General features: G+C 50.5%; 35 protein-coding genes. 10 read left to right on the forward strand and 25 right to left on the reverse strand.

Going from position 1 to position 23,610, the window contains the following annotated elements:
* Positions 1-438: 438 nt before the first annotated feature.
* The 19 genes from OOJ59_RS23345 to OOJ59_RS23435 all read right to left on the reverse strand — a co-directional run bounded on the left by OOJ59_RS23345 (position 439) and on the right by OOJ59_RS23435 (position 10,647).
* Entirely contained in the window at positions 439-1,044 is a 606-nt protein-coding gene (locus tag OOJ59_RS23345; RefSeq protein ID WP_268063524.1) for a hypothetical protein, read from the reverse strand.
* Positions 1,045-1,057: 13 nt separating this feature from the next.
* Positions 1,058-2,098, reverse strand: coding sequence for a DUF968 domain-containing protein (locus OOJ59_RS23350; RefSeq protein ID WP_268063506.1), 1,041 nt, complete (start codon positions 2,096-2,098; stop codon positions 1,058-1,060).
* Positions 2,095-2,481 (reverse strand): RusA family crossover junction endodeoxyribonuclease, encoded by a 387-nt coding sequence (locus OOJ59_RS23355; protein ID WP_065944709.1) that lies wholly within the window; start codon positions 2,479-2,481, stop codon positions 2,095-2,097. Before OOJ59_RS23355 ends, OOJ59_RS23350 begins: the two co-directional genes overlap by 4 nt.
* A complete protein-coding gene (locus OOJ59_RS23360) occupies positions 2,457-2,657 on the reverse strand; it encodes a hypothetical protein (RefSeq protein ID WP_065944708.1) in 201 nt (66 codons plus the stop codon). Before OOJ59_RS23360 ends, OOJ59_RS23355 begins: the two co-directional genes overlap by 25 nt.
* Positions 2,658-2,786: 129 nt before the next feature.
* The gene (locus tag OOJ59_RS23365; RefSeq protein ID WP_127791700.1) at positions 2,787-3,032 is read right to left on the reverse strand and encodes a hypothetical protein; all 246 of its coding nucleotides are present in this window, start codon (positions 3,030-3,032) and stop codon (positions 2,787-2,789) included.
* Between the two features lie 45 nt (positions 3,033-3,077).
* Positions 3,078-3,311 carry a DinI family protein gene (locus OOJ59_RS23370; protein WP_268063507.1) on the reverse strand — a complete coding sequence of 78 codons (234 nt, stop codon included), beginning with the start codon at positions 3,309-3,311 and terminating at the stop codon, positions 3,078-3,080.
* Positions 3,312-3,456: 145 nt separating this feature from the next.
* Positions 3,457-5,490, reverse strand: a complete 2,034-nt coding sequence (locus OOJ59_RS23375; RefSeq protein ID WP_268063508.1) for a DNA cytosine methyltransferase — start codon at positions 5,488-5,490, stop codon at positions 3,457-3,459.
* A complete protein-coding gene (locus tag OOJ59_RS23380; RefSeq protein WP_268063525.1) occupies positions 5,487-5,744 on the reverse strand; it encodes a hypothetical protein in 258 nt (85 codons plus the stop codon). Before OOJ59_RS23380 ends, OOJ59_RS23375 begins: the two co-directional genes overlap by 4 nt.
* Positions 5,744-6,211, reverse strand: a complete 468-nt coding sequence (locus OOJ59_RS23385) for a DUF550 domain-containing protein (protein WP_268063509.1) — start codon at positions 6,209-6,211, stop codon at positions 5,744-5,746. The genes OOJ59_RS23380 and OOJ59_RS23385 overlap by 1 nt, the downstream gene beginning before the upstream one ends.
* A 2-nt stretch (positions 6,212-6,213) precedes the next feature.
* Entirely contained in the window at positions 6,214-6,501 is a 288-nt protein-coding gene (locus OOJ59_RS23390; RefSeq protein ID WP_268063510.1) for a DUF7739 domain-containing protein, read from the reverse strand.
* A gap of 2 nt (positions 6,502-6,503) precedes the next feature.
* Positions 6,504-6,995: a hypothetical protein gene (locus OOJ59_RS23395; protein WP_268063511.1), complete on the reverse strand. Its 492-nt coding sequence runs from the start codon at positions 6,993-6,995 to the stop codon at positions 6,504-6,506.
* Positions 6,992-7,117: a hypothetical protein gene (locus OOJ59_RS23400; protein ID WP_268063512.1), complete on the reverse strand. Its 126-nt coding sequence runs from the start codon at positions 7,115-7,117 to the stop codon at positions 6,992-6,994. The genes OOJ59_RS23395 and OOJ59_RS23400 overlap by 4 nt, the downstream gene beginning before the upstream one ends.
* Entirely contained in the window at positions 7,114-7,485 is a 372-nt protein-coding gene (locus tag OOJ59_RS23405) for a hypothetical protein (protein ID WP_442781393.1), read from the reverse strand. Before OOJ59_RS23405 ends, OOJ59_RS23400 begins: the two co-directional genes overlap by 4 nt.
* Entirely contained in the window at positions 7,482-7,820 is a 339-nt protein-coding gene (locus tag OOJ59_RS23410; protein ID WP_016150447.1) for a DUF977 family protein, read from the reverse strand. The genes OOJ59_RS23405 and OOJ59_RS23410 overlap by 4 nt, the downstream gene beginning before the upstream one ends.
* A gap of 5 nt (positions 7,821-7,825) precedes the next feature.
* Complete coding sequence (locus tag OOJ59_RS23415) at positions 7,826-8,242, reverse strand: PerC family transcriptional regulator (protein WP_121581675.1); 417 nt, start codon at positions 8,240-8,242, stop codon at positions 7,826-7,828.
* A gap of 19 nt (positions 8,243-8,261) precedes the next feature.
* Positions 8,262-9,002 carry an ATP-binding protein gene (locus OOJ59_RS23420; protein ID WP_048235132.1) on the reverse strand — a complete coding sequence of 247 codons (741 nt, stop codon included), beginning with the start codon at positions 9,000-9,002 and terminating at the stop codon, positions 8,262-8,264.
* Between the two features lie 2 nt (positions 9,003-9,004).
* Positions 9,005-9,805, reverse strand: coding sequence for a DUF1376 domain-containing protein (locus tag OOJ59_RS23425; RefSeq protein ID WP_268063513.1), 801 nt, complete (start codon positions 9,803-9,805; stop codon positions 9,005-9,007).
* A gap of 54 nt (positions 9,806-9,859) precedes the next feature.
* Positions 9,860-10,414, reverse strand: coding sequence for a toxin YdaT family protein (locus OOJ59_RS23430; RefSeq protein WP_268063514.1), 555 nt, complete (start codon positions 10,412-10,414; stop codon positions 9,860-9,862).
* 2 nt (positions 10,415-10,416) lie between these two features.
* The gene (locus OOJ59_RS23435; protein ID WP_102803801.1) at positions 10,417-10,647 is read right to left on the reverse strand and encodes a transcriptional regulator; all 231 of its coding nucleotides are present in this window, start codon (positions 10,645-10,647) and stop codon (positions 10,417-10,419) included.
* Positions 10,648-10,769: 122 nt separating this feature from the next.
* Here OOJ59_RS23435 and OOJ59_RS23440 point away from each other — a divergent pair, with 122 nt between their 5' ends.
* The 7 genes from OOJ59_RS23440 (at position 10,770) to OOJ59_RS23470 (ending at position 16,431) form a co-directional block, all read left to right on the forward strand.
* Positions 10,770-11,174, forward strand: a complete 405-nt coding sequence (locus OOJ59_RS23440) for a helix-turn-helix domain-containing protein (RefSeq protein ID WP_137348669.1) — start codon at positions 10,770-10,772, stop codon at positions 11,172-11,174.
* 209 nt (positions 11,175-11,383) lie between these two features.
* Entirely contained in the window at positions 11,384-11,596 is a 213-nt protein-coding gene (locus tag OOJ59_RS23445) for a hypothetical protein (RefSeq protein ID WP_086523794.1), read from the forward strand.
* 164 nt (positions 11,597-11,760) lie between these two features.
* A complete protein-coding gene (locus OOJ59_RS23450; RefSeq protein ID WP_135107954.1) occupies positions 11,761-12,099 on the forward strand; it encodes a hypothetical protein in 339 nt (112 codons plus the stop codon).
* A complete protein-coding gene (locus OOJ59_RS23455; RefSeq protein WP_188332468.1) occupies positions 12,099-12,437 on the forward strand; it encodes an RrF2 family transcriptional regulator in 339 nt (112 codons plus the stop codon). Before OOJ59_RS23450 ends, OOJ59_RS23455 begins: the two co-directional genes overlap by 1 nt.
* 141 nt (positions 12,438-12,578) lie before the next feature.
* Positions 12,579-15,050: an exonuclease gene (locus OOJ59_RS23460; protein ID WP_268063515.1), complete on the forward strand. Its 2,472-nt coding sequence runs from the start codon at positions 12,579-12,581 to the stop codon at positions 15,048-15,050.
* Between the two features lie 63 nt (positions 15,051-15,113).
* On the forward strand, positions 15,114-15,374 hold the full coding sequence (locus OOJ59_RS23465) for an excisionase (protein ID WP_072211989.1): 261 nt from the start codon (positions 15,114-15,116) through the stop codon (positions 15,372-15,374).
* The gene (locus OOJ59_RS23470) at positions 15,352-16,431 is read left to right on the forward strand and encodes a tyrosine-type recombinase/integrase (RefSeq protein ID WP_268063516.1); all 1,080 of its coding nucleotides are present in this window, start codon (positions 15,352-15,354) and stop codon (positions 16,429-16,431) included. Before OOJ59_RS23465 ends, OOJ59_RS23470 begins: the two co-directional genes overlap by 23 nt.
* Positions 16,432-16,822: 391 nt before the next feature.
* Here OOJ59_RS23470 and OOJ59_RS23475 read toward each other — a convergent pair whose 3' ends face one another.
* Genes OOJ59_RS23475 through yobA form a run of 3 tightly spaced genes read right to left on the reverse strand, consistent with a single transcriptional unit; the run spans position 16,823 to position 18,432 of the window.
* The gene (locus tag OOJ59_RS23475) at positions 16,823-17,161 is read right to left on the reverse strand and encodes a YebY family protein (protein ID WP_038641391.1); all 339 of its coding nucleotides are present in this window, start codon (positions 17,159-17,161) and stop codon (positions 16,823-16,825) included.
* Positions 17,162-17,181: 20 nt separating this feature from the next.
* Entirely contained in the window at positions 17,182-18,054 is an 873-nt protein-coding gene (copD, locus tag OOJ59_RS23480; protein ID WP_069324700.1) for a copper homeostasis membrane protein CopD, read from the reverse strand.
* A 3-nt stretch (positions 18,055-18,057) separates the two neighbouring features.
* On the reverse strand, positions 18,058-18,432 hold the full coding sequence (gene yobA / locus OOJ59_RS23485) for a CopC domain-containing protein YobA (protein ID WP_160956461.1): 375 nt from the start codon (positions 18,430-18,432) through the stop codon (positions 18,058-18,060).
* Between the two features lie 143 nt (positions 18,433-18,575).
* Between yobA and OOJ59_RS23490 the strand changes: the two genes are divergently transcribed.
* The 3 genes from OOJ59_RS23490 (at position 18,576) to exoX (ending at position 20,254) form a co-directional block, all read left to right on the forward strand.
* The gene (locus OOJ59_RS23490; RefSeq protein WP_038641397.1) at positions 18,576-18,806 is read left to right on the forward strand and encodes a DNA polymerase III subunit theta; all 231 of its coding nucleotides are present in this window, start codon (positions 18,576-18,578) and stop codon (positions 18,804-18,806) included.
* A 106-nt stretch (positions 18,807-18,912) separates the two neighbouring features.
* Positions 18,913-19,569, forward strand: coding sequence for a carbon-nitrogen hydrolase family protein (locus OOJ59_RS23495; RefSeq protein WP_160956399.1), 657 nt, complete (start codon positions 18,913-18,915; stop codon positions 19,567-19,569).
* 22 nt (positions 19,570-19,591) lie between these two features.
* Positions 19,592-20,254, forward strand: a complete 663-nt coding sequence (gene exoX / locus OOJ59_RS23500) for an exodeoxyribonuclease X (protein ID WP_038641401.1) — start codon at positions 19,592-19,594, stop codon at positions 20,252-20,254.
* On the opposite strand, the gene ptrB is transcribed toward exoX, so the two are convergent.
* The 3 genes from ptrB to yebF form a co-directional block, all read right to left on the reverse strand.
* The gene (gene ptrB / locus OOJ59_RS23505; RefSeq protein ID WP_193157063.1) at positions 20,236-22,311 is read right to left on the reverse strand and encodes an oligopeptidase B; all 2,076 of its coding nucleotides are present in this window, start codon (positions 22,309-22,311) and stop codon (positions 20,236-20,238) included. The two genes, exoX and ptrB, sit on opposite strands and share 19 nt — an antisense overlap.
* Before the next feature lie 86 nt (positions 22,312-22,397).
* The gene (locus tag OOJ59_RS23510; protein ID WP_038641405.1) at positions 22,398-23,057 is read right to left on the reverse strand and encodes a tellurite resistance TerB family protein; all 660 of its coding nucleotides are present in this window, start codon (positions 23,055-23,057) and stop codon (positions 22,398-22,400) included.
* A 94-nt stretch (positions 23,058-23,151) separates the two neighbouring features.
* Entirely contained in the window at positions 23,152-23,505 is a 354-nt protein-coding gene (gene yebF, locus OOJ59_RS23515) for a protein YebF (protein WP_038641408.1), read from the reverse strand.
* Between the last annotated feature and the right edge of the window lie 105 nt (positions 23,506-23,610).

Raw genomic sequence — 23,610 nt, forward strand, 5'->3', positions numbered from 1 at the left:
TCAGCGTGGTACCTGTTCCATATGAAAGTCTGCTGTAAATGGTGCTCATTCTGGTCATAGCCTCACCTCCGATACTTCGGATGGCGCTGTGTGTGATGAAAGGGTCAGGCTTCACGGGCTGGATTTATCAACAAAGCACGTAGTAATTGATTCCCGTGAGCCTGAAATGAAAAAGCCCCGCGAATTGCGAGGCTTAATATTTGTGGAAGATTAGATCGACGATATGACAGGGGTACTGGTGCAATGCACCTCGCGAATACCCCTGTCGTATCGCCGGAAAGCAAAAACCCCGCGCTGGCGGGGTTCTCGTTATATTCAAATTGTTCGCTTTTCGTCGCTGCCATCGTGGTGCAGCTCTGCCAAGCATGAATGGATTATCTAACTTTCTGGGTAGTTTTCAATACCAGACACAAAAAACAGCACAAAAAAGCAAAAACATTATTCCTCAGTTTCCAAAAGTGCTTTGGCTGACAAGAACACCTTTGCTCTGAAAATCTGTAAACACCACTTCACTCGCTCTCTGGCCTTTTCTTGTGTCAGCCAGGGCGCAATCGCCTGCAGTTCCCGGGTTATATCTGAGATTTTTTTTCGTGTGGTGTAATACTGAAGACCAACGACATAAACCGGATCGCTAATATCCAGCGCCTGTAGTACGCATTGCTCAACAAAATCGACATCGTCATTATGCAGGGCCTCGTCAATTACACTGGCGGGTGACTGGGGCCAGAGAATGCTGTGTGCCCTGTTCATTGCCTGCTGTCCACGGAATCCCTCTTCTCTCGCCTGATTTAACGCAGCAGTGAAACGCTCAAGCGCCTTATCTGACCAGTTCCGTCCCTTAAGCACATTCCAGCACGCATGGCCCCGCGGCATACGGGGTGCTGTTTTTCCTCCCACACCCTCTCCCCATGTAGTGAGCAGGGATTTAATCCATCCTGACTGGATCCCTGTCAGGAGGATACATTTACCCAGCCAGCTTTTACGCGGTGCAGATGCTGCTTTACCAAGTGCTTCATAATGATTGCGGCGTTGACGTGGTGTCATCCTGTTCTTCTCCTTACGCCAGAACACCGAGCCCGTAAGCCCGGTCCAGCACTCTGATAATCATTACCGGCTGAGGTACATGCTTTCGCTCAAACTTCACCGGGTCGTTATGTAGTTCTGTATGGCACTGACGACACAGGGGGATCGCGAAAATATCATGCGCCTTCGTTGCCATCCCTCCCTGCCCCCAGCCAATTAAATGGTGTGGGTCATCTGATGGTTTACCGCAGCCTTCGCAGGGCTGTGTTTTAATCCATTCCAGATAACCGGGGGCCGTCCAGCGGATACGCTTTGGACGTTTCATATAGGTTTGCGGGGACTCAGGGTCGACCAGAACACCAACTACGGGCTTAACCTCAGGCACCTGCGCTGGTGGCATGTTCACGGTTACTGTGCTGGCTTTGGCTGTAATGATGCTGGTGGCGGTTAGACCCGGTTCGATGTCGCATTCATGCATGACTGACTGATGATCTTCCGAAGGAATACGAAGCGCCCGACTGGCTACTGATTCGGGAATTGCGTCGGTAACACCCATACGCACCGACCACCAGCATAGCTCCGCCAGCGACAGTTCTCTGGAAGGATCCTGATTCAGCGCCACCATGATGCTGTTGATAATCCAGCTAATAACATTACATCTCGCCAGCTCTGCAAGTTGTTCGCTGTAGTGGTCGCGCAAATGGTTATCACAATGTCCACACAGAAGAACCGATCCGGGTTCATGGCGCAAGATGGTTAACTCGTGATAATGGTAATCGCTGTGTGGCCACTGGCAGCAGCTACCGCCATAGCGCAGAAGCCAGTAATCAAGGCCACTCAAACCACCAGCAGCCTTAATAACTTTTTCATCCAGGAAGAACGGTCGCAGGGACTCGTCACATGCAAGCGGCTGGCGAACGTCAGGAACACGGCCAGCAGGCAAACGCTCCATACCTGCTGGCTGGCTTTCCACCAGCACACGTTCACAACTGAATAATGACATCAGCTCACTGCCCGGCTTGAGCAGCACAATTCCAAGCTCACGCGCAACCACCGGCTTCAGCAGCGCCCTCATTCTGCAATCTCCCCGATAATTATTTGTCCCTTCTCTCCCCATAATTTTGTGACGCGTGAATCCCAGATGTGAGCGTCATCTTCGTAAATAGCATCCATCAGGGCTTTCATCATGTTGTCGAAATCAGGTTTAGCCTGGTGTGGTTTACCGTTGAACTCAGCCCGTTTCTTTTTGCTCCAGCTCGCTGGCATCGGCAGAATGAAGGTGACATGTGAACCGCTTTCCGGCAGCTCAACACCCCGCAGACGAACTTCATCACAGAAAGCGCGGTAACGCAGAACCTCGGGGCGTTTTTTCCATTTGTCAGCGCGCGTCATTCTGGGCTTGCCCATTGGGGTGATATCGTAGACTTTCACATTCACCTCCAGATCCGTTGTTGCCATGTTCTGTCCTGACGCGGAGTCTTAGAGACTTCTGGCAAGAACGCGCTGATCGTCCAGTGAATGAAGTCATTATCCAGACTACGCTCGGTCTTAATCTGCTTTGCGTGATAGCGGGCTTCCAGTTCGTCAGCCTGCTCAGTGGTGAGTTGTGTATGTTGAAACCAGCTTTTCTTCATAACGCACCTCTGGATGCGGCAAAAAGAAAATCGCTGGCGTTGGTTAACGTCAGTATGTGGGATTGCTTGAATTGATCTTGCGCCATGGGGCTTTTCTCCTGTGGCGCAGCAGGTATAGGTTGTTCAGGCCTATGACGGGAGTGTAACAGAATTCTGGGTAACGCGATAACCAGCCCTTTCCAGCATCTGAGTAAATAACGTAGGTGTACCAATAATTTCATCATCCTGAAGAGGCATGAAAGACACCATGCTACCGCGACGGTACATCAGTGCTCGCTCACACTCAGGAAATGATTGCAGTCTGGCAACGATGACTCCATCGTGACATCTGATGACTGCGTAGCCTTTTTTGGGCAATTCTACTTTTTCTTTCACTTAAACTCCCCCATGCAAACGGGATCAAAGTAACACCCAAAATAATTAATAAAACCAGTCGTCAGCGCTTTCCCAGGTATCCTGGAGGATTGATTCAATTTTCTTTTTGTCGTCCTTGTCACCGCCAATAACACTTAACCCATTTGAACCGGCACGGCGGATTGTGAGCCTGCAATTGTCATAGTGATCATTCAGACGCTTAAGCAATTCTTTCTCCAGTGCTGGTACCGCGCCTTTAGGAAGTTCTTTCATGCGATCAATGGTTAATTCAACTTTCATAATGGCCTCCATTGCATATACTGTGTTTTTATACAGTATACCTATGCAAGGAAATGATCAACGATTTAAGAGCACAAATTGTTAATTTTCTGTCAGTAGTAAAAAAAGAAAACCCGCCGTAGCGGGTTGAATTAGCAATGTTTTATTAAGCCGCTATTTGTTTCTGCTGACAAAGCTCCGGCAAATTAGCACGCACCAGCGCCTCAGCAAAAGGCGGAGGAACGGCGTTACCGCAGCGGGCAACCTGCTTATCCTTCGCGTACTTCTTGCCCCGATAGTCCTGGTCGATGATGTACCACTCAGGGAAGCCCTGCGCTCGATATAACTCGTGTGGCTGCAGCATGCGCATGCCGATATCAACGATGCGGTAAGTTATGCCGTCAATGGTCACCAGCCCGTCACAATCCTCGCCGCAGTATTTACGCAGAAACGCCAGCGCCTGCTGCGCGCGATGTTCGTCGTATTCATCGACCGCAAGAGTGGTTTTCACCTCCCCTACATGCAGGCCGCCCGCCGTCACCGTTGGCATTGGATCACTGGTTGGCTGCCCGTCCCGGCAGGTACCGCGCAGTTTAACCAGATGCGACGTAACTGCAGCGTGATGATTTCCCGTCGTTATGGTATGAGCCGGATTGTCCAGCGTACCGCCGGGATGTCCTGTGTTATTGACCATCAAATGCGCAGCGACAACTGCGTGGTGATCAACAGTGGTAACTGAATGAACAGGCTCATCTAAACCGACACCCGGCCCCGTATAGTTACCGCCGTAGTGTTTAGCAAGGAAAGCGCTCACCGTCGCGAATTTATTTCCACCTGCAGTAACGGTCCCCAGCGGGTTATCCAGCCGCAGCACACGCGGTTCTTGTCCAGGTCGTTCGCCATACCCCATCTGGATCAGCGTAGGCGTTACCAGTTGAGATTTACCGCCACCGCCAGCGGTGATGGTTGCGCTCGGTTCGTCTGCCCGGTGGCCGACACTTGCCCCAAACTGCCGGCCAACAAACGGTGCAATGGCTGCCTCAACGATACCCAGAGCATGCCCGTTCCCGCCCGGGCGTTTTGACGTGCCCGCGGTTACCGTCGGAACAGGTTCGGTAACGGGCTGCCCGGTTGCGCCTGTGCGAAATTTGGTAAGATGTGGGACGGCTAACGCGTAACCGTGGGTTTTAGTAATGGTCTGCAAAGGCTCACTCAGTTCCTGCCCGCGGAAACAGTCGTATTTTCCTTTGGTCGTGGTGTGATTGCACTTCACGATAAACGGCGACGCACTGTCGATAACAAACCGCTGGATGCCGCGCGCGATGCGCTTCAGGGTATTTTCTGCCAGCGTTTTTTTGCGGTCGAAAATCGACGGTGCCGGAATTGTCCAGTCGATACACTCCGCAGCTGTACGCCATGGTGCCAGCCTGCCAGCCTGAACCGCAGGTGATTTCGGATCCCCATGCGTTGGTTCCGGCCACACAATCGGCTTCCCATCGCGACGCATGACCATGAAGAAACGTTTTCTGATTGTCGGCGCACCATAGTCGCATGCGCGCAGTTCGCGATACTCGACAACATAACCAAGGCCTTTAACCAGCCGCGCAGCGTCTTCGCTATCAAGCGAAATATTCAGAAACTCACAGCATTCAGCCAGCGCCGGGTGTGATGCAGAAATACCCGTGGTCAGCATTGCGACAAAGGCGTTAAAGGTCTCACCGACCCGTGCCGGGTCAGGACGCTGTTCAACTGGCTCAGGTGGTCCGATAAATTCATCAAGAAAACGATCCGCGTGACTGATGAATGGCATTTCACGTAATAATGGCCCCCACGTTTTAAACTCTTCGACGTTCTCCAGCATCATCACGCGAGGGTCAACATCCAGACCCCAGCGCAAAGTTACCCATGCCAGACCTCGTATAGACTTCTCTACTGGCTTAGCGCCCTTTGCCTTTGAGAAGTGTCGACAGTCAGGGGAAAGCCACACCAGACCGACACGATGCCCAGCGGTAGCCACCTTTGGGCGAACCTCATACACAGATTCGCAATAGTGCAGCGTATCAGGGTGATTCGTTGTGTGCATCGCCACGGCGTTCTCATCGTGGTTGATTGCTATATCAACACTACGACCGATCGCCAGCTCAATTCCCGTACTTGCCCCACCGCCGCCGGCAAAGTTATCAACGATGATTTCTCTCACGCGTATTTCTCCATAGCGATGGCCAGTGACTGTGCCGCTGTGATAATGTCCGGTACCGGCAGTTTCTCCAGCCACATGCGATTGATGTGATGTTTAAGGCGCCGCTGGTGATGTGACGGGAGATCCTCGGCACTTTCAATCTGGCTATATACCATTCCCACTTCGGCAGGCCAGACAGTTTCCTCAACATTCACCAGCAGCAGGTTTTCCAGCTCGACGATACGCTTCGTGGCGTATTCCAGTTGCGGATCCATCACTTCTCTCCCTGATGCTGTTCAGTTTTGATATGCAGGCGCGGCTCCCCGTCTTTCGGCTCAGGCCATTCTCGCTGCTTGTTTACCGCCAGCTTTTCTACCATCGCCAGGGTAATCTGCTCGTCACTGATACCGGCACGACGTTGTGCATCCCATAACAGGAATTGCATGTCAGCCCATTCGCTAAGGTCGCCTGGTTCAGCAGCAGCCTCGAGCGCTTCTTTGGAAAGGTGCTTCAGCTGACCAACTGGGCCGACATCGCCGAAAGTGGTCTGTGACCATACTGAATGCTCACGGCGTACCAGCTCGCGGGCAATCACCACATCAATCACCTTCACAGCATCAGCCATTGCGTAGCCGAGATTACCGCCGTCGCTTTGTGCTGCTGCTTTGCTGAGTATTTCGTGTATCTGGTGCAGGCGATCGAGTGATACAAGGCCGCGAGCCGGGTGGTTGTTAGTTGTCATGGTTAGTGACTCCTGAATCCGTTGCAAGCGCGAAGAAATTCGACGATATAACCCTTCATTTTTTCAGCCATGTCGCCGGACCATCCTTTAGGTGGTGTCCATGTTTCTACGATGTCAGCCATCTTTTTCGCTTTGGCTGGGGTAACATTGAGCGGGTCATTGGTATGTTGCTGGTTAACAAGTTTTTCCATTCCTGGAATATCCAGCACCGCGAACCATGTCCCATTTGACATTCCGAGTCCTGGGATGCGTTGCCCGCTGCGACGTTTATCTCTTAGTGCTACAGTCATGCTCACTCCCCCTTCACGCCAATGCCAGCGGCGATTAGTGCCTCTTTGTCGGCCTTTCCGCGAGCATTCCAGCCCTCATCAAACCAGGCCGTTGCGTCATCTTCTGGTGATTCAGATTCTGCCGCGTTATCTGCTGGCAACTGCACTGTGACGGTCTGCGCCTCCAGCTCTGCTATGCGACGATCCATCGGCTCTATCTTCGCTGTCAGTTCAGTATTGCGCTGATTGGTTTCTACTATGCGCCTCTCTGCGGCTTCCAACTTTTCACGCGTTTCCCGCATATCGTCACGCATAGCAAGCGTTGCCGCTTCAAGGGAGTTATTGTCGCGCTGTAGTTGGAGATTTTCATCCAGCAAAGGCTTAAATACCTTCTCGTAGACACTACGGGCTACAGCATCACGACCATCACGCGATCGTAATTCAGTGGCTTTTGCAATGGCCGCAATGAATTCTGCTGCCGACAGTTTTGGTGCCTGTTTGTTGAGTGCTGTCATTGGGCTGATCCTTCTTCCTTGCGGCGATTGATATAGCGAGTAATAGCCTCACGTACTTCTTTCCGCTCTGCTTCGGTAGACTTTGTTGAGCGCATCCACTCCGGAATTGTGTTCTTGCTCATAGCGCGGCTCCTTTGCGAAGCTGGGCTGCGAATTCGTTAGCATCATCGATATAAGAATCCATCCATTCAGATTTGCGGTAGGCGGTTAACATCTCCACGCCCTGCGCCCGCATTTCAGCCAGAAAGGCGTCTGTCGCTGGCATGTTGCCCGTTGCGCTCATAGCAGCAAGAATCGCCTTCACTCCGTCCTGCCCGACTTCTTCGCAGATGGCATCGGTATTAGCGCCAACCACATCACAGAAAGTTTGAACTGCTTTTCTTGATATGTGGTTCTCAGCCGCCAGCCCCCTGCACTTGCTCTCGGCGTTAGCGAGCTGTACTGCCATGTCGAGCATCTGTAGTTCAAGTTCTTCGTATGTCGGTTTCATGCTGGCATTCTCCCCACGATATCTATAACCCGGCGCATAACCGCACTTCCCCGAAAATCTGCTGGTAACTCAATCACAGGCTTACTCGATCCGTATGAAAAACGTTGGAGATCGAAATCAATCACAGCCTTTTGGTCCCTGAACAAACCTAGACGACCGTAACGAATGAGTTCGCCGCGTTCGGCTGCTACGCGGAAATACTTCTCAGCAGTCTGACGATGCAGCGACAACATCTGTGATGCCTCGCTAACGGTTAAGCGTCCACGGATTTTCACTTCTTCGATGATCACCCGGATAAGTGCCGCCTGCTCTTCTGGTGTGTTTGGTCTTGGCATGCTGATCATCTCCGGGCCATACGCAGGCATTCATTACGTTGCTGTGCTATACGTGACACTTCAGCTGAACTACGGGCAATGTCTAACATGTCGGTATATACTTTTGCCGCGCGCCGCCAGAGTCCTCGGGACTTCAGGTCTTTCGCCATTTTCTCTGCTAATTGCGTTTCAACCGGGTCACTTTTCTCTTCCATGAAGGGCAGTTTTACGTCAGGTAATTCGGCATCCGGAGCGATGTTATAAACATACTGAGTTCCGTTGTGAGTACGCAGGACTGTGCCGCTGACAGTCAACGTGCGCAGAAACTTACCTGCGGTACCGGATGGAATATCCAGCGCTTCACACACATCACGTAATACGCAGTTCGGGGTATGGCGTACCACTATCGCTACCCGATCTTTCTGAGAGATTTCTATGGTCATTGGTCAATACTCGTTTTAGTTACTTCACGACCCGTAAATGGGTCACATTTTTGCGATAACTTCCCCAGGCGAAATTTACCCAGATACCGTCATCCATGGTTAAGCGGTCCATGACCCGCTCACCCAGAACTTTAGATAACTCGTCATAATTCAGGTTTGTTAGCACCCCCACTGGTTTCATTGACGCCATACGGCGATCGATAATCTGATTAAGTAATACCCACTCATTGCGCGTATCTCGTTGAACACCAACCTCATCAAGAACAAGCAAATCAACCTTGCACAAATCGTCCAGCAAATCGGACTCAGACTGGCCCTCGTCATAGCATTTGCGTGCGCGAAGCATCAAATCAGGTACTGTCACGACCAGAACGGAATAATCGTGCTGAAGCAGGTAGTTCCCGATTGCCGCGGCAAGATGATTTTTCCCTGTTCCGCAACTGCCGCTGAATATGAAACTGGTAAAGCCATTCCCAAAGTTATGGGCGTAGCTCTTAGCCATCGTCAGCGCGTGTTTCTGCCCGTCGTTGCTCACCTGGTAATTTGCAAATGAACACCCCCTGTGCAACTCGCAGATCCCTGATCGCCCAAAAATCCTTTCTGAACGGTTACGCTGATTTTGTTTTTCCAGCTCAGCTGCGCGCTTTCGCCCTTCTTCCTGCTGCCAGGCCATTAATTCCTGACTGCTGGTAAATTTCGGCTGAACACCTGCAGGCATGAGATTACGTAGACGGCCAAGCAAGTCATGCGTCGATTTCATCATTACCCCCTGAATCCCGGCGGGATCTGAGTGTCAGGTTGTGAAACGCCAAAGCCAGTCTGTCGACGTGTACCTGCCGATGGTGAGGAAGATTTGGCGCGTGATGTTTTCAGGCTGGAAGCAAAAGTCTGTTCCCACTGGATGTGGTGTTTAACTTTCCCTTCGCATTTCCAGTAGTCCCGGAACTGCTGTAATTCGACGTCGGTATACCCTGGTAGATCCCCAAGGTTTATTCCCCACTGCGCAGCCTGGCGTACAAAGTCATCACCAGGTGTCCAGTCATCTGTGATCGGAAATTTGCCTATGGGCGGTAAAAAGCCACTTGGCGCGTATAACTCTCTCTCTTGGTTTTCTTTTAGATCTGTATCTGTATCTGGATCTTTATTAGTTGGGTTTCCGTTGGCATTCTGTTTTAACGGTGGCTCAACACCCGTTGAACACCCGTTGTTATTTTGTTGGTTATTCGCTCCTTTTTTAGCTTTTCTCGCCTGAGCGGATGCTTTTCCAGCTGCTGACTTTTGGCTGATCGAGTTTTTAACCGCCTCCAGATCACGCTCTATACGCTCCTGTACCCATTCGGTTCCGTTATCGTTAAAAAACTCTTTCAACGAAGGTTCAACGGCATCCCAACGGTCGTTACTCAGCCGTGCAATTTTCGATAGTCGGTTTTTGGGGATCGGGCGACCTGTTTGCCAATAATTGAACATCAGTAGCAGGTATGCGCCATGCTCTTCTGTAGACAGATGCATGGTGTCCGCCAGGTAATCAGCAATGTAAAGTTGCATGTAAGGCAGAGCTGCCATGGTTACTCCCTTGTCCGGTTTCCCGGCGCGTAATGGTTATTGCTCAAAACTCGATTAAAACAATTGCGGCGCTACGGCACTTATACTCGCCAGTAGTGGTCCCGCCGCGTCAGCTGGTAACATGTTGAACAATGCGATTGCCGCTTCACGAATCTCCTTCTCAAGCTTCTGTAATGGCGCGCCAACTAATTTCGCCTGGTGTGCCTCACTGCACTCCTTGATAGCGCTAGCCACCAGCTCCGCTTCTGTGCTCGCATTACTTAACCCGTGCTTCCTTGCGATCTGAACTGGCATAGCGCTGATGATTGAGCCTGACAGCCGCATAACGTAAGACGTGTACTTTTCTGACCCTCCTTCGTTTTTCAGATATCGGAATAAATTCTGTTTATTAACAGCAATTCCGCGGCCATCTGCCTTGGCCCACTCTTCAGCCACCAGCTGAGCTATCCGTTCCTGTGCCTGCCCTGGTAACGTTGATTCCCATTCACGAACGGCAGCCAATATGACGCGGTGCTGAATGCTGTCGCGGCGCTGGGGTTTAAAATGATTTTGCGTTTTCAACGGAACAGCTAAGCGTTGGCTATGATGTTGATATGTTACTGATTGCATGATTAAGCCTCCTTTTGAGGTAAACCATCAGTGGGGTTAGGATAAAGATCAGGACGCAATTCGTGGGGGATAACTTGCCAGTCCAAAGCCCTGCAAGCGTTTAGAACCTCTGTGCTGGCGACTTGGGTACGAAACCAAGCTGAAACAGTTTGCGAATTTTTACCAAGCCGGCGAGCCAGCTCTGATTGACTACCACATAACGTAAGTATTTTTTTCTGGGTCTGTTCTTTCATGGTGCCTCCTGATTTTGTTTTCATATGATTGAAAATAAAATTTTCATTGTCAAGAAAATAGAACGATCCAATCTGCAAAAAAACTTTGTATCCTTACTTAATGGTTTGATTTGGATATGAATATGAACTTTGAAGAAAGACTGATAAGAGCCCTCGAAGAAGCTGGCATATCTCAATCTGAGTTAGGCCGCCGGGTTGGTGTGAACTCTCAATCCGTCAGTGGCTGGTGCAACTCTGGAATTATTCCAAGAAAGGAAAAGTTGGCTTTGCTGCCGGAAGCTCTAGGTAAGCCCTTGTATTGGTTCTTTATGACTGATGCTGAAGAAAAATGGCTTAAGGAAACCACCGAGAGCAAAACTATCCTAAATGATAAGCAGCAGCGATTGCTGGAGGTATTCGATCAGCTTCCAGAGTCTGAGCAAGATCGGTTTATTGCCCTCGCTAATGAAAGGCTCGATGAGTTGGATAAATTCATGGCAGAATTCCTCAAGAAAAGAAAAATTGAACCCCCAATACCTCACGACTGAGATAGAACCCCACCAAACAGCCGCAATCGCGGCTTTTTTTTCGCCTAAAATTCACAAAATGTAAATACCCGCAGACTTCATTGAAAGTTTTATCTTCAATAAAAACTTGACCAATGAAAATATTATTTGTAGTCTGATTTTAGAAAATCAGTCATCAAGGCAGGACGCCCACGAAGTAGCTGCCGGCGGCATACGAATCACCGGATGAGATGGCAGGCATTAACACGCAGCAGGTTCAACGTTCCGCCAGCCTGGCGACAAGGGCAACACAAGAGGATAAATCCATGATCGATTTCGCACGTAAACCAGTGCGGTGTCAGGCCGTACATCTAAATCGCATTGAAGTCATCATTCGACTGATTTGCTACACGCTTGCCCAGAAGGGCGACCCGTCTGCCGACCAACAGACCGTAGTTCGTTAATAACGAGTTTGACCAATGGCTGTTGCCAGCCTCATGCCCGGTGCACAGGGCATTGTGATGGTAATACCACCATCGTAACCAAACAGGAGACGAAGACCTGTTCTGGTTAAATTGGAAAAGTGTTCTTAGCCCGTCCCGTGGCGGGCTTTTTTCCGGAGGTTTTTATGTCAGCGAACGATCTGGCATTGCGCTTCAGCAGCGCACCAGCAGAGGCATTAATCGGGGTTTTGCCTGTTCTGGAAGTAAAAGAAGCATTACGTGAAGAAGTTGAAAGTGATGTGATGGATGAAGTCTGGACTGAGCACAACTTTGAAATGGAAGCGATGGGTGAACAAGTTGATGAAACAGCCAGGCTCGCTCGTAAGTTTGAATGTGCGGCTGAAGCTCTTGGAACGGCGATCAAACTTGCTCTGACTCTCCCACATAATGAGGCAATGCAGGTTCTGAATGACGCCTTAAACGATAACCCAGGATACGGTCGCGAACCGGCAAAGGATGCGTGATGGAGTTTGGAATAAAACGTGTGGTGGCTTCAGTTCAGGTCGTTGCCATCCTCAACAGAATTTACAACGGCAGCCCGGTTTCCATCGCATCTATCAGCAAGGAATCAAAGCTGTCTGTGTCTTACCTGGAGCAAATCTTCTCGAAGCTGCGCAGCAGTGAAATCGTCACCAGCCAGCGTGGCGCTGGTGGCGGGTACCACCTTAACAAAGCAAACCCCAGCGTGGCTGACGTCGTTCGCGCCGTTACTCACACGCCTGATTCATTTGAGCCCGTGCTGAATGCTCTGGAGTGGGTCCCCGTCGCACAGCTGGCGCAGGGAAAATCCCCTACCCCATAAAGCACAAAACCCGCGCAAGGCGGGTTAAGTACCCGGTCAGCCGACCAAAGCTTTCCGGAACGAGTTTTGACCAATAACCACTACCTTAGGCGGCGATCATCAGCTGCCGGGTATCTTACAATCCTATGGAGCCCGAACGCAATGTTAACGTATGCGTATCTTATTAAAGCCAAAGCGAAAGCAACTGAGGCAAAAAACCTGTTTTGCTGGTTCTCTGCGAAATCAGATTCCCGTGCAGAACGCGAAATCCTCAATATTCTCGAAGACAACGATATTGCCGTCGGTCGTGGCGCCGACTATCAATTACCTGTCCGCACCAACTGGTTTGTTGTTGACGATCTTCCTGAGGAAAGCACACTTGATGACACATGGTGCGATCGTTACGAACTGGCAGAAGATCAGCAAACGTGGCAACTGAAACAGAAGCTTGATCATGAGAATCAGGAGACTTCCTGCCAGCAAAAACCTGAAACTACCAGTGCCAATGTACCCACCAGCGATGCACCAACGTTGCTCCGCCCCATATCTCGCCTGCGCCTGTCTCAGCGACTGATTGCGCACCTGGTCAATGACACTGAAGAGAAGGAAATCAGTGAAGCGCAGCACATCCAGATCGGACAAATGGTACTGGACGAAAATGATCTCTATGTACAAAACCTGTTACTGGCCGTTGCGAATGTGCCGGCGGTGAAAGAGCTTTCTGCTCATGTTGAGTGGAAGCTGGCAAATGCAATAAAAGAAGTTTTTGACCGTGAGCAGGTCTATACCGTTGCTTCATTTGAGCAATTTATTACCGAATGGATTGAAGAACCAGAAAAGCGAGCTCTTACCGTTCAGGAGTGGGTTAATCAAAAGAAAGCAGGAGTTGCGGGTGATGAACATACCACTCCACCTGTAACGCCTGAACTCATTACCGTTGCGACTCTCCCGCTACGCCAGCGCCTTTTGGCTCAGTTTATTTCTGATGAATATGCTTACCATATTGATACTGAGCAGAAGAAAACCATTCAAGAACTCGAGCTGGATGTGGATAACAGCTATGTGCAGAACCTGCTGCTTGCCGCCGAGAATGTAGAACCATTCAGGAAGGCGCCAGAGATCGATATCTGGAAGATTGTCAGCGCGCTGAAAACCGTTTTTCCGGTTGATGGAAAACGAGTTGAACTGGTCACCGTCATTCAGTTCTTTAAGGCCTGGTTCAACACTGAGTACATTGACCGTGGGCTGCTGGTTAAAGAGTGGTGTAAGGGCAATCGTGTGTCGCAGATTCAGCGCACTGACTCCGGAACCAACGCTGGTGGAGGCAATAAGACCGATCGCAACCCGCAACTTGTCCACACGCTGGATACTCTGGACATTGATATTGCGCTGGCCACACTTCCAATGGATTTCAACATCTACGATATTCCTGGTGGCGTTTTCCGTCGTGCAAAAGAGATCATTTCTAAAAACGAAAGCCCTTTCAAAGAGTGGTCCGCCGCCCTGCGCAAACGCGCTGGCATCCTGGATTATTCCCGCGCCGCTATTTTCGCGCTTATTCGTAGTGCAGAAGAAAACACTCACCATTTCCCGGAACTGCTGAGCCGTTACATCAACAAAAACCTGACTGAAACCGACCACCAGCACCCAACTGAAGAAACCCTGGCGGCAGCCGGTCACGTACCAGAAAAAAGCTGGGAAAACGAGATTAAAGAGAAGTCCACAGCTGAACAGAAGGCAATAACCGAGCAACCAGAAATCGCCAACATGGGCAACGGTGTTTTCTCCATCGATGGTCTGATGGGTAACCAGCCGGCGCCAGCGCTTTCTGTCGTAGACCAGGTACGCCAGCGCGCCGTCGAAGAAAAATTACATCAAGCCAATACCGAGGAAACCACCAGCGATGTGCAGATGGAAAAAACTGACAACAGCGAAATCAAAGCCAATCCTGATGTGCCTCAGGGCGAAGCAGCAGCTTTGCCAGTTGAAAGCACTGATGCAACTGGTGAGCCTCCAGCTTCCCTGAATAATGAACCCGTTCACCATATAGATACGGATCACCTGAACGCTTTTTATACTCACCTGATGGTTGATTTGGAAACTATGGGCAGCGGTCCTGATGCACCAATAGTCTCTATCGGCGCCGTATATTTTGATCCTTCAACTGGTAACACTGGTGCCGAATTTTACCAGGTTGTCAGTCTTGAATCATCGATGTCGTTTGGCATGAAACCGGATGCGTTGACAATTCAGTGGTGGTTGAAACAATCATCTGAAGCCCGCTCAGCCATTCTTGTTGATGAGGCCCTGGGGCTGCGTGAAACCCTTGAACTACTGGCTGACTTTATTGCTGAAAATTCTGCTAACGGTAGTCACACCGTTCAGATGTGGGGTAATGGTTGCTCGTTTGATAACGTCATTCTCCGCCGCGCATATGCCTTAACAGAAACTCCTTTTGCTGTTCCGTTCTGGAATGACAGGGACGTAAGGACCATGGTTGAACTGGGTAAATCTGTCGGTATCAACCCACGCTTCGACATCCCGTTTGAAGGCGACATGCACAATGCGCTTTCTGACGCCCGGCATCAGGTCAAATACATATCTGCAATCTGGCAACGTCTGACCGCAAACTGATTATTGAATATCAACCAGTGCCAGCTGTTGCGCGTATCGTAATGGCTGGCTATCGAGGTGAAAGTGAAACTTGTATCACTCGAACGCTGGGCGGAACTCAGATATGAAGTACCGCCACCAATAGGAACGCTAAGGAAATGGGCGCGAAACGGGAATATCTACCCAGCGCCAGAGAAGGAAGGCACCCAGTATCGCGTCAGGCCGGATGCGGTTTTTATCCGACCAAATAAATATTGTAAAACGATCAACACAAACCAAAGCAGACACCCGTTAAAAGGGCGATTGATAGAGAGGATTATCGATGGCGAGGCCGGACAAGTATGACGCTAATTTGCCTAAGAATCTGACCTATCGTAAAGCCAGGAAGTCATATTCCTGGCGCAATCCCGTCGACGGAAAAGAGATATCTCTGGGTAAAATTTCGCGCAGGGAAGCGATCGCCCAGGCCATTGAAGCAAATCACTACATCGATAAAAATTACACTCCAATCGCCCTACTCGAACAACTGAAAGGTACTAATGAATACACCATGGCCAGCTGGCTCGATCGGTACGAAATTATCCTGCAACGACGCAAGCTGGCGACCAATACTTACAAAGTTCGCGCCGGGCAGCTGGCGACCATTAGAGAATACTTTGGCGTAATGATACTGGCCAGCATAACCACCCGAGATGTGGCTGAGTTTATTGATCGCTGGACGGAGTGCGGCAAAACAACGATGGCAGGAACCATGCGATCAGTACTGTCTGATGTTTTCCGTGAGGCCGTTGTGGAAGGACGTGTTGATTCCAATCCTGTGGACCCAACTCGAGCACCTAAAATTAAAGTGCTGCGCGAGCGCCTGGAATATGAAATGTTTGTGGCCGTTCGTGCTGGTGCAGAGCGCATGCCAGCATGGTTCGGCCTGGCGATGGATCTCGCCCTGGTCACCGGTCAGCGACGTGAAGACGTCGCCCGGATGTGCTTCAGTGACATTAAAGATGAACGACTGTACATCGAGCAACAAAAAACCGGGTCTTGCCTGGCTATCCCACTTTCACTGACGTTGAAAGCATCCGGCCTGAGGCTGTCGACCATCATCGATCGCTGCCGGCTTGTCAGTCGATGCGATTTTTTGATAAGCCCCGGGATCAGAAAAAACAGCGAAGACGGAAGCATAAACCTGGACAGTCTGACAAAAGGTTTTGTGAAAGCACGAAATTTTTCTGGTTTAAAGTTTTCAGAAAACCCACCTTCATTTCATGAAATTCGGAGTCTGGCGGGAAGGATGTATGAGAAGGAATTCGGGAAGGATTTTGCGCAAAAACTGCTGGGGCACAAGTCAGAAAAAATGACTGAGAAGTATCTTGATACGAGAAAAAAAGAGTATGTGCTGATCTAATTTTTCTTCGTAAATGAATTGTGAATGTTAAAAATGGTGTGGTATAACGAATAAAGACCGAATATTTGAATTCGGACAAATTTCGGACATTTTCGGACATGGAGTCCTAAGTGACTGAAATTAAAGCCCGATAAAAAGAGACCGAATACGATTCCTGTATTCGGTCCAGGGAAATGGCTCTTGGGAGAGAGCCGTGCGCTAAAAGTTGGCATTAATGCAGGCTAAGTTACCCTGCCATTTAAGAATAGATGACAGCGCCAGGTTTTCCAGTCCGCGACTAAAGTGACCGGAAAAAAAGGCAGTCTGTTACACGACCAAATGTAAAAACCGCAAGTTCTCCTGTGAGATCCTGCGGTTTTTTTATTGGAAATCAGAACGCTACATCTGACAATTAACAGAGTTTTTCTGCACGCTCAACAAACGGCGCCAGGCTCATTTTTTCACCCGGTTTCGTCGGGTCATCAATCTGGATAATCTCAATCGGCTTCGCCGTGGTTTTACCGCTCGCAACCTGTTCTCTGGCAACATCATTCAATGGATATTGCACCAGCGTGCTGGGATTGATGACATACAGCGCGTGACCTGCACGGCAGGTCAGCATCACCTCTTCCCGATTAAACGCCCACTTATCTTTGCCAACCTCAAAACGGCTGACGGTGATGACCTGTGGCGCTGCCAGCGCGGCCCCTGAACTTGCCAGTAGTAGTAAAGAGAGAATGATTTTTTTCATGCGTTTTGCCAGTCCATCAATCAAAAAGGTTCGAGGGTTGCAAACAGGCTGACAATCGCCAGCACAACGGCCCCTATTCCCCATTCCAGTTTTGTCATCCAAATGAAATAGAGCGTCACACAGCCATTATCCTGCTGCATGCGTGGTACCAGAACATACCGATTCGCCAGGGCAATCGCTACCATTAGCATGACAAGGGCACCTTTTAACAAAAGCAGTTGCCCATAAGCCATGTGCCAGGAGCCGGAAACACCGACAATAAACAGGGCATTCATAATCCCGGTAAGTAAAACCCCGGCAACGAAGAGATGCCCATAGCGGGAGAAACGCATCATGGTTCCGATCGCTTGTTCCCGCCAGCGGCCCTGCGCCATTCTCATACAGTAAAGTACGGGCAGCAAGCCGCCAAACCAGGCGGCGGCACATATCAGATGTAAGGCATGGTTAACCTGTTGGATAGCCCCAGCGACGCCAGTATGCAGCGTTGCATGTCCAACGCCTGCCAGCAAAATAAACTGAGCAATCGTCAGCATCAAGAGCAGTCGCGACATGCTGCGCGGCACAACGATGGTCACCACCAACGTGACCATCGCGAGGATAATCTGCCATAGCCAGACGCCGCCAAATTGCGTCTGCAGAACGGCGCCCCAAACGTCTGTAGAGACGACATCCCGCCATCCTGAGCCCATTAAGCCCCCCTGGATCGCCAGCATTAGCGTCGCGCTGATAAAACTCCACGTCGCGGCATGGCGTTGCAGACGTAAAAAACGACGCATCATTAAACGGCGAACCGAAACGGGAGCCAGCCATGCGCCGTAAAGCGCACAACCAAACACCAGCATCAACGCGGTAAAATGAATAAATCGCAGGGCAACCCAGGTAAATGCCAGCATCGGTTATTTCACGCTAAAGGTATATTGTCCCTTTGTCTTGTGACCATCCACGGATACAACGTGCCAGTCCACCGTATATTTTCCGGCCTTCAGCGTTTGAGCGAGCGGAATAATCAGTTGCGTTTTGTCCTGATCGCTGCGGGTCGCTTTGCCCGTCTTGATTGATTCCTTTTGTGGACCTGTCAGCGTTGCGCCGCTGAACGCAGGTTCGACGCCTTCAGAAAAATTCAGCGTCAGCGCCTGGGGAGAAGCGGTGACTTCCGCATTCGCCGCCGGACTTTGTTTTGTCAGGTGAGCATGCGCCAATGCAGCGGGTGTTGCGAGGAGGCTGGCGAGTACGATGAGAGTATTACGTAGCGAAGATGCAGATGAAGCCATTTCAACTATTCCTTTTTGTTATGTCTAATCTATAGAGAATAACCTTCTACAATGATCGAGTCGAGAATCATCAATTCTGTCTTGCCATTAATGCGCACTCTTAGTAACTTTGCGCGCCGGAAGACAGAGAAAAGGAGCAGCCTATGAACATCAATCTGGCCAAACTTGAGCAAGCCGAAATGGATAAGGTCAATGTTGACCTGGCCGCGGCGGGTGTCGCATTTAAAGAACGCTACAATATGCCGATCGTTGCCGAAGTGGTTGAACGTGAACAGCCCGAACATTTACGCGACTGGTTTCGTGAAAGACTCATCGCGCATCGCCTGGCATCCGTCTCCCTTTCACGTTTACCGTACGAGCCGAAAGTTAAATAAAACTTATATTACGTTACGATTCCTTACATGATGCCTGCTACAGTATAAGTATATTCTTAATCTATACTTTAAAGATGGTTGTAGACACTATGAAAAGGAAATCATTATGTCACACTGGAAAATCGCAGCAGCACAATACGAACCCCTTCACACATCAGTGACCGAAAACGTTGCCCATCACCTGCAATTCATTCAGGCAGCCGCACAATGCCAATGTGAATTGCTGGTCTTCCCCGCCCTCTCCTTGTTGGGCTGCGTTGATGAGAATGACTCCCTCCCAGCGCCACCTGATGAAGCGTTGCTGGAACCGCTGGCGCATGCCGCAGCGACTTACCGCATGACAATTATCGCGGGATTGCCGGTAGAGCATAACAATCGTTTTGTGAAAGGCATTGCGCTTTTCTCTCCCTGGATGACATCACCATTAACGTTTCATCAGAGCCACGGGGCCTGTATTGCCAGACAGCGCAATGCCATCAGCGTTGTGGATAGTCAGCCAGAAGGTATTGATATCGATCCTGCTTTTTCGTTATTCACCAGTAGCCAGTCCGTCAGCGAGCCAGAACTCCTCTCATCCGCATCTCAGCTACAAAGTTTCTCGCATAAATTTGCCATCGCGGTATTAATGGCCAATGCACGCGGGAGCAGCGCGTTATGGGACGAGCGAGGTCGATTGATTGTACGCGCCGACAGCGGTTCTTTGCTCTTAACCGGTCAACGCACGCCACGGGGTTGGCAAGGTGATATCATTCCTTTACGCTAGTCGTTTTGGTCGGGAGCATGGCATGTTGCGCATAATAGATACAGAAACCTGTGGTCTGCAGGGAGGCATTGTTGAGATTGCTTCTGTCGATGTGGTTGATGGAAAGATAGTTAACCCAATGAGCCACCTGGTGCGCCCTGACCGCCCCATTAGCCCCCAGGCGATGGCTATTCATCGCATTACTGAAGCGATGGTAGCCGATAAGCCATGGATTGAAGATATCATTCCGCACTATTACGGTAGTGAGTGGTATGTGGCGCACAACGCAAGTTTCGACCGCCGCGTATTGCCAGAGATGCCCGGAGAGTGGATCTGCACCATGAAGCTCTCCCGTCGATTGTGGCCAGGAATCAAATACAGCAATATGGCGCTGTACAAATCACGTAAGCTGAACGTTCAGACGCCTGCAGGCCTGCATCACCACCGCGCTCTGTACGATTGCTACATCACTGCGGCTTTGCTGATCGACATCATGCAGACTTCAGGCTGGACCGCAGAGCAGATGGTCGACATTACCGGCCGCCCTGCATTACTCACTACTTTCACATTTGGTAAGTACCGTGGAAAACCGGTATCAGAGGTGGCAGAACGCGATCCGGGCTATCTGCGTTGGTTATTTAATAACCTCGACAGTATGAGCCCGGAGCTGCGATTAACGCTGAAGCACTATCTGGATAACATCTGATCTGAAGCTTGCCCAGACAGCGTTCCCTGTGCCAGCCCAATCAAAAACGCGTACTCCAGGGCCACGCCTTCGTAAGATTTAAAACGCCCGGACTTACCGCCGTGCCCGGAATCCATATCCGTGCACAGTAACAGCAAGCGATCGTCCGTTTTCAGCTCACGCAATTTTGCCACCCACTTTGCCGGTTCCCAGTATTGCACCTGGGAGTCGTGTAATCCCGTCGTGACCAGCAAATGCGGATAATCCTGCGCGGTGACGTTGTCATAGGGGCTGTAGCTTTTCATATACGCATAGTACTGCGGATCCTGCGGATTACCCCATTCCTCAAATTCACCGGTGGTGAGTGGAATTGACTCATCCAGCATCGTGGTCACCACGTCGACAAACGGCACCTGGGCGATCACGCCATGGAACAAGTCCGGGCGTTCATTAATGGCGACGCCCATTAACATTCCTCCGGCGCTTCCCCCCATGCCGTAGCATAACGATGGCGCACCATAACCCATTCTTAGCAGCGCATCGCAGACATCGAGGTAATCATTGAAGGTATTTTTCTTGTGCAGAAACTTACCGTCTTCGTACCATTGCTGACCCAATTCACCGCCGCCACGCACATGGGCAATGGCGTAAACAAAGCCGCGATCCAATAAGCTTAAACGGCTGCTACTGAAATCAGCATCCATGCTGGCACCATACGAGCCATAGCCGTAAACCAGTAGTGGATTTTTCCCTTTCAGGAAATACTTTTGATGATAAACCAGCGAGACCGGAACCTCAGTACCATCACGGGCGGTGATCCAGACATGTTCGCTGCGGTAATTCGCCGCATCAAATCCGGGAACCTCCGTCTGCTTAAGCACGCGACGCTCCCCGGTGTCCATATCGAGTTCAAACAACGTGTCCGGCGTGGTCATGGAGGAATAGCCATAGCGCAGGCGCGATGTCTCCGGTTCCGGGTTATAGGCAAGCCAGGTCACATACGCCGGATCGTCAAAGGCGATACCGATCACTTCGCGCGTTTTGCGATTGATCTGACGCAGACTGGTTAAACCCTGCTGGCGTTCTTCCACCACCAGCCAGTCGGTAAACAGGGTAAACCCCTCCAGCATGACGTTCTCGCGCGGCGGGATCAGCACCTCCCACGCTTGTTCATTGCGTACGCGCGTGCGGTACAGACCAAAGTTTTTACCTTCACGATTAGAACGCAGATAAAACTTGTGCTGATAGTGATCGAGGCTGTACTCATGGTCTTTACGCCGCGCTAAAAAAAGCAAAGGTTCGGCGTCGGCCAGTTCTGCATCCAACAGCAGAACCTCACTGGTCGTCGCGCTGGCGATATGGATCACCACATAATGTAACGAGGTGGTTTTATGCAGACTGACATAAAACATGTCATCGGCTTCTTCGTACACCAATTCGTCCAGTGACGAGGGAGATCCAACGGTATGCCGCCAGACCTGGTACGGCAGTAACGTCGTGGCGTGTTTGCGAACGTAATAGAAGGTCTGGGAATCATTCGCCCAGACCAGATCCGCTTCAACGTTATCCAGTACTTCCGGATACCAGTTGCCGCTTTCCAGATTGCGGAAGCGAACGCCATATTGCCGCCGGGAGAGGTAATCTTCGGCCAGCGCCATAATGCTGTTATCGGGTGATATCGCCAGCCCTCCCAGCGTATAAAATTCACTGTGGGCTGCGCGTTGGTTGCCGTCCAGCAGAGTATCCCATTCATCCCACTCTTCGCTGAGAACCGACTGGCGCTGATAAATGGCATATTCACATCCCGGTTCATAAATATGCCGGTAACGATAACCATTTTTCACATAGGGAGCGGACGCATCCTGTGGGGGAATACGGTCGATAATTTCTTTCAGAACGCGGTCCTGCAAAGCCTGCTGCGAAGCCATAACCTGATGGCCATACGCATTTTCCTGTTGCAGGTATTCGAGCACGTCCGGCTGCGAGCGGGTGTCGTCTCGCAACCAGTAATAATTATCAACACGTGTATCGCCATGCTGCGTCATGGCGTGAGGAATACGAGAAGCTTTTGGTAGCATGTCATTGTTCTTTTGCTTAAACATCCTATAAGGGTGGCAAAAGACAGCGATGATGCAAGCGAAACATGCGCCTTAGCGATAAGTAATTAACCCGGTAAAGCCTGTTTTTGCGCCTTGAGATCCTGTTCAATGCCGTCACGAACATCCTGTGGGATCTTCAACGCATCCCCCAGAGCATTCAGATAGCTGCGCTCCATAAAGTGGTCGATATCAATCGCCGCACAGCTCAGGAAGTATATTTCCAGCGCCTCTTCTTCGTTGCGGATCCCTTGCGCCAGGCGCTGAGGATCCAGCGGTTGTTCGATAGCCCGCTCAATCAGAACGCGGCCTTGCTCCTCAACACCCGCGTCACGAAGCTGCTGTTCAATGGCGGTACGCTCTTTGGCATCAATATGACCATCGCTTTTAGCCGCAAAAACCAGCGCCAGGATCAGGCGTTCAGTTCGCTCATCCAGCGGCGAGCTTTGTACGCCGAACTGCGGCTCATCCTGATGCGCGGCGCGAACTTTATCTTTGTATTTGTTCCACAGCACGGTTCCGGCAACCGCACCACCACCCACCAGAAGCGCGCTGGTGCCGTATTTGCTCAGTAACTTACGTGAGGATTTGTTGGCAACCAGTAATCCCGCCAGACCGCCTAACGCGCCAGGGACCAGAAGTTTACTCAGCCCTTGCTCGCCGGAAGATGATGCGGAGGATCCTTTTTGCCCAAGAAGAGATTGTAGTTGGTTCAGCCAGTTAGCCATTTTGCCCCTCAAGTACAGACGAATAATCGTCAAAGCGTACCCGAGGGGATGTCAGGAAGTGTTCAGCTCATCAAAAGATGTGCAAATACGCTCATTACTGCGGTTGATACTCCGCCGTTCCGGCCTGGCAGTCGACTTTTACCTGATAGTGAATATCCGCGCTTTTTCCGCGAACCGTCAGCGGGACCGACCATTTGCCATCTTTGCCCGTAATATCGGGGGTATTAACCCAGGCGACAGGATCGGCTTGCCCAACACGCTTTTGATCGTCAGCCCAGCGCGCGATGCGATTTTGTTGATAATCACGTTTCACGCTCGCCGCAATACCATCAGCATTCAGCCCTTCGCATTTTGGAAACTGAACATTTTTGCTTTCCATGTTTGCCGCAAAAACAGATACGCTGGCAGATAACAACAGCAGGCTTAATAACGCTCTTTTTTTATACATTTTTTTCTCCTTTATCTCCCCTTCGTCTTTCCGGTCGCATGTAGCAACGCGAAAAGACGTCAGGGATTGCACAATGATTCAGGAAAAAGCATGGTACAAAACGTC

This window comes from Citrobacter sp. W9, assembly GCF_026719375.1.
GTDB lineage: Bacteria > Pseudomonadota > Gammaproteobacteria > Enterobacterales > Enterobacteriaceae > Citrobacter > Citrobacter werkmanii.

What these genes read in the sequence shown, in the direction of transcription:
- OOJ59_RS23345 (WP_268063524.1), bottom strand. Translation starts at nt 1,044, where the DNA reads ATGACACCACGTCAACGCCGCAATCATTATGAAGCACTTGGTAAAGCA.
- OOJ59_RS23350 (WP_268063506.1), bottom strand. Translation starts at nt 2,098, where the DNA reads ATGAGGGCGCTGCTGAAGCCGGTGGTTGCGCGTGAGCTTGGAATTGTG.
- OOJ59_RS23355 (WP_065944709.1), bottom strand. Translation starts at nt 2,481, where the DNA reads ATGGCAACAACGGATCTGGAGGTGAATGTGAAAGTCTACGATATCACC.
- OOJ59_RS23360 (WP_065944708.1), bottom strand. Translation starts at nt 2,657, where the DNA reads ATGAAGAAAAGCTGGTTTCAACATACACAACTCACCACTGAGCAGGCT.
- OOJ59_RS23370 (WP_268063507.1), bottom strand. Translation starts at nt 3,311, where the DNA reads ATGAAAGTTGAATTAACCATTGATCGCATGAAAGAACTTCCTAAAGGC.
- OOJ59_RS23380 (WP_268063525.1), bottom strand. Translation starts at nt 5,744, where the DNA reads ATGGATCCGCAACTGGAATACGCCACGAAGCGTATCGTCGAGCTGGAA.
- OOJ59_RS23385 (WP_268063509.1), bottom strand. Translation starts at nt 6,211, where the DNA reads ATGACAACTAACAACCACCCGGCTCGCGGCCTTGTATCACTCGATCGC.
- OOJ59_RS23390 (WP_268063510.1), bottom strand. Translation starts at nt 6,501, where the DNA reads ATGACTGTAGCACTAAGAGATAAACGTCGCAGCGGGCAACGCATCCCA.
- OOJ59_RS23395 (WP_268063511.1), bottom strand. Translation starts at nt 6,995, where the DNA reads ATGACAGCACTCAACAAACAGGCACCAAAACTGTCGGCAGCAGAATTC.
- OOJ59_RS23400 (WP_268063512.1), bottom strand. Translation starts at nt 7,117, where the DNA reads ATGAGCAAGAACACAATTCCGGAGTGGATGCGCTCAACAAAGTCTACC.
- OOJ59_RS23405 (WP_442781393.1), bottom strand. Translation starts at nt 7,485, where the DNA reads ATGAAACCGACATACGAAGAACTTGAACTACAGATGCTCGACATGGCA.
- OOJ59_RS23410 (WP_016150447.1), bottom strand. Translation starts at nt 7,820, where the DNA reads ATGCCAAGACCAAACACACCAGAAGAGCAGGCGGCACTTATCCGGGTG.
- OOJ59_RS23415 (WP_121581675.1), bottom strand. Translation starts at nt 8,242, where the DNA reads ATGACCATAGAAATCTCTCAGAAAGATCGGGTAGCGATAGTGGTACGC.
- OOJ59_RS23420 (WP_048235132.1), bottom strand. Translation starts at nt 9,002, where the DNA reads ATGAAATCGACGCATGACTTGCTTGGCCGTCTACGTAATCTCATGCCT.
- OOJ59_RS23425 (WP_268063513.1), bottom strand. Translation starts at nt 9,805, where the DNA reads ATGGCAGCTCTGCCTTACATGCAACTTTACATTGCTGATTACCTGGCG.
- OOJ59_RS23430 (WP_268063514.1), bottom strand. Translation starts at nt 10,414, where the DNA reads ATGCAATCAGTAACATATCAACATCATAGCCAACGCTTAGCTGTTCCG.
- OOJ59_RS23435 (WP_102803801.1), bottom strand. Translation starts at nt 10,647, where the DNA reads ATGAAAGAACAGACCCAGAAAAAAATACTTACGTTATGTGGTAGTCAA.
- OOJ59_RS23440 (WP_137348669.1), top strand. Translation starts at nt 10,770, where the DNA reads ATGAACTTTGAAGAAAGACTGATAAGAGCCCTCGAAGAAGCTGGCATA.
- OOJ59_RS23445 (WP_086523794.1), top strand. Translation starts at nt 11,384, where the DNA reads ATGGCAGGCATTAACACGCAGCAGGTTCAACGTTCCGCCAGCCTGGCG.
- OOJ59_RS23450 (WP_135107954.1), top strand. Translation starts at nt 11,761, where the DNA reads ATGTCAGCGAACGATCTGGCATTGCGCTTCAGCAGCGCACCAGCAGAG.
- OOJ59_RS23455 (WP_188332468.1), top strand. Translation starts at nt 12,099, where the DNA reads ATGGAGTTTGGAATAAAACGTGTGGTGGCTTCAGTTCAGGTCGTTGCC.
- OOJ59_RS23460 (WP_268063515.1), top strand. Translation starts at nt 12,579, where the DNA reads ATGTTAACGTATGCGTATCTTATTAAAGCCAAAGCGAAAGCAACTGAG.
- OOJ59_RS23470 (WP_268063516.1), top strand. Translation starts at nt 15,352, where the DNA reads ATGGCGAGGCCGGACAAGTATGACGCTAATTTGCCTAAGAATCTGACC.
- OOJ59_RS23475 (WP_038641391.1), bottom strand. Translation starts at nt 17,161, where the DNA reads ATGAAAAAAATCATTCTCTCTTTACTACTACTGGCAAGTTCAGGGGCC.
- copD (WP_069324700.1), bottom strand. Translation starts at nt 18,054, where the DNA reads ATGCTGGCATTTACCTGGGTTGCCCTGCGATTTATTCATTTTACCGCG.
- yobA (WP_160956461.1), bottom strand. Translation starts at nt 18,432, where the DNA reads ATGGCTTCATCTGCATCTTCGCTACGTAATACTCTCATCGTACTCGCC.
- OOJ59_RS23490 (WP_038641397.1), top strand. Translation starts at nt 18,576, where the DNA reads ATGAACATCAATCTGGCCAAACTTGAGCAAGCCGAAATGGATAAGGTC.
- OOJ59_RS23495 (WP_160956399.1), top strand. Translation starts at nt 18,913, where the DNA reads ATGTCACACTGGAAAATCGCAGCAGCACAATACGAACCCCTTCACACA.
- exoX (WP_038641401.1), top strand. Translation starts at nt 19,592, where the DNA reads ATGTTGCGCATAATAGATACAGAAACCTGTGGTCTGCAGGGAGGCATT.
- ptrB (WP_193157063.1), bottom strand. Translation starts at nt 22,311, where the DNA reads ATGCTACCAAAAGCTTCTCGTATTCCTCACGCCATGACGCAGCATGGC.
- OOJ59_RS23510 (WP_038641405.1), bottom strand. Translation starts at nt 23,057, where the DNA reads ATGGCTAACTGGCTGAACCAACTACAATCTCTTCTTGGGCAAAAAGGA.
- yebF (WP_038641408.1), bottom strand. Translation starts at nt 23,505, where the DNA reads ATGTATAAAAAAAGAGCGTTATTAAGCCTGCTGTTGTTATCTGCCAGC.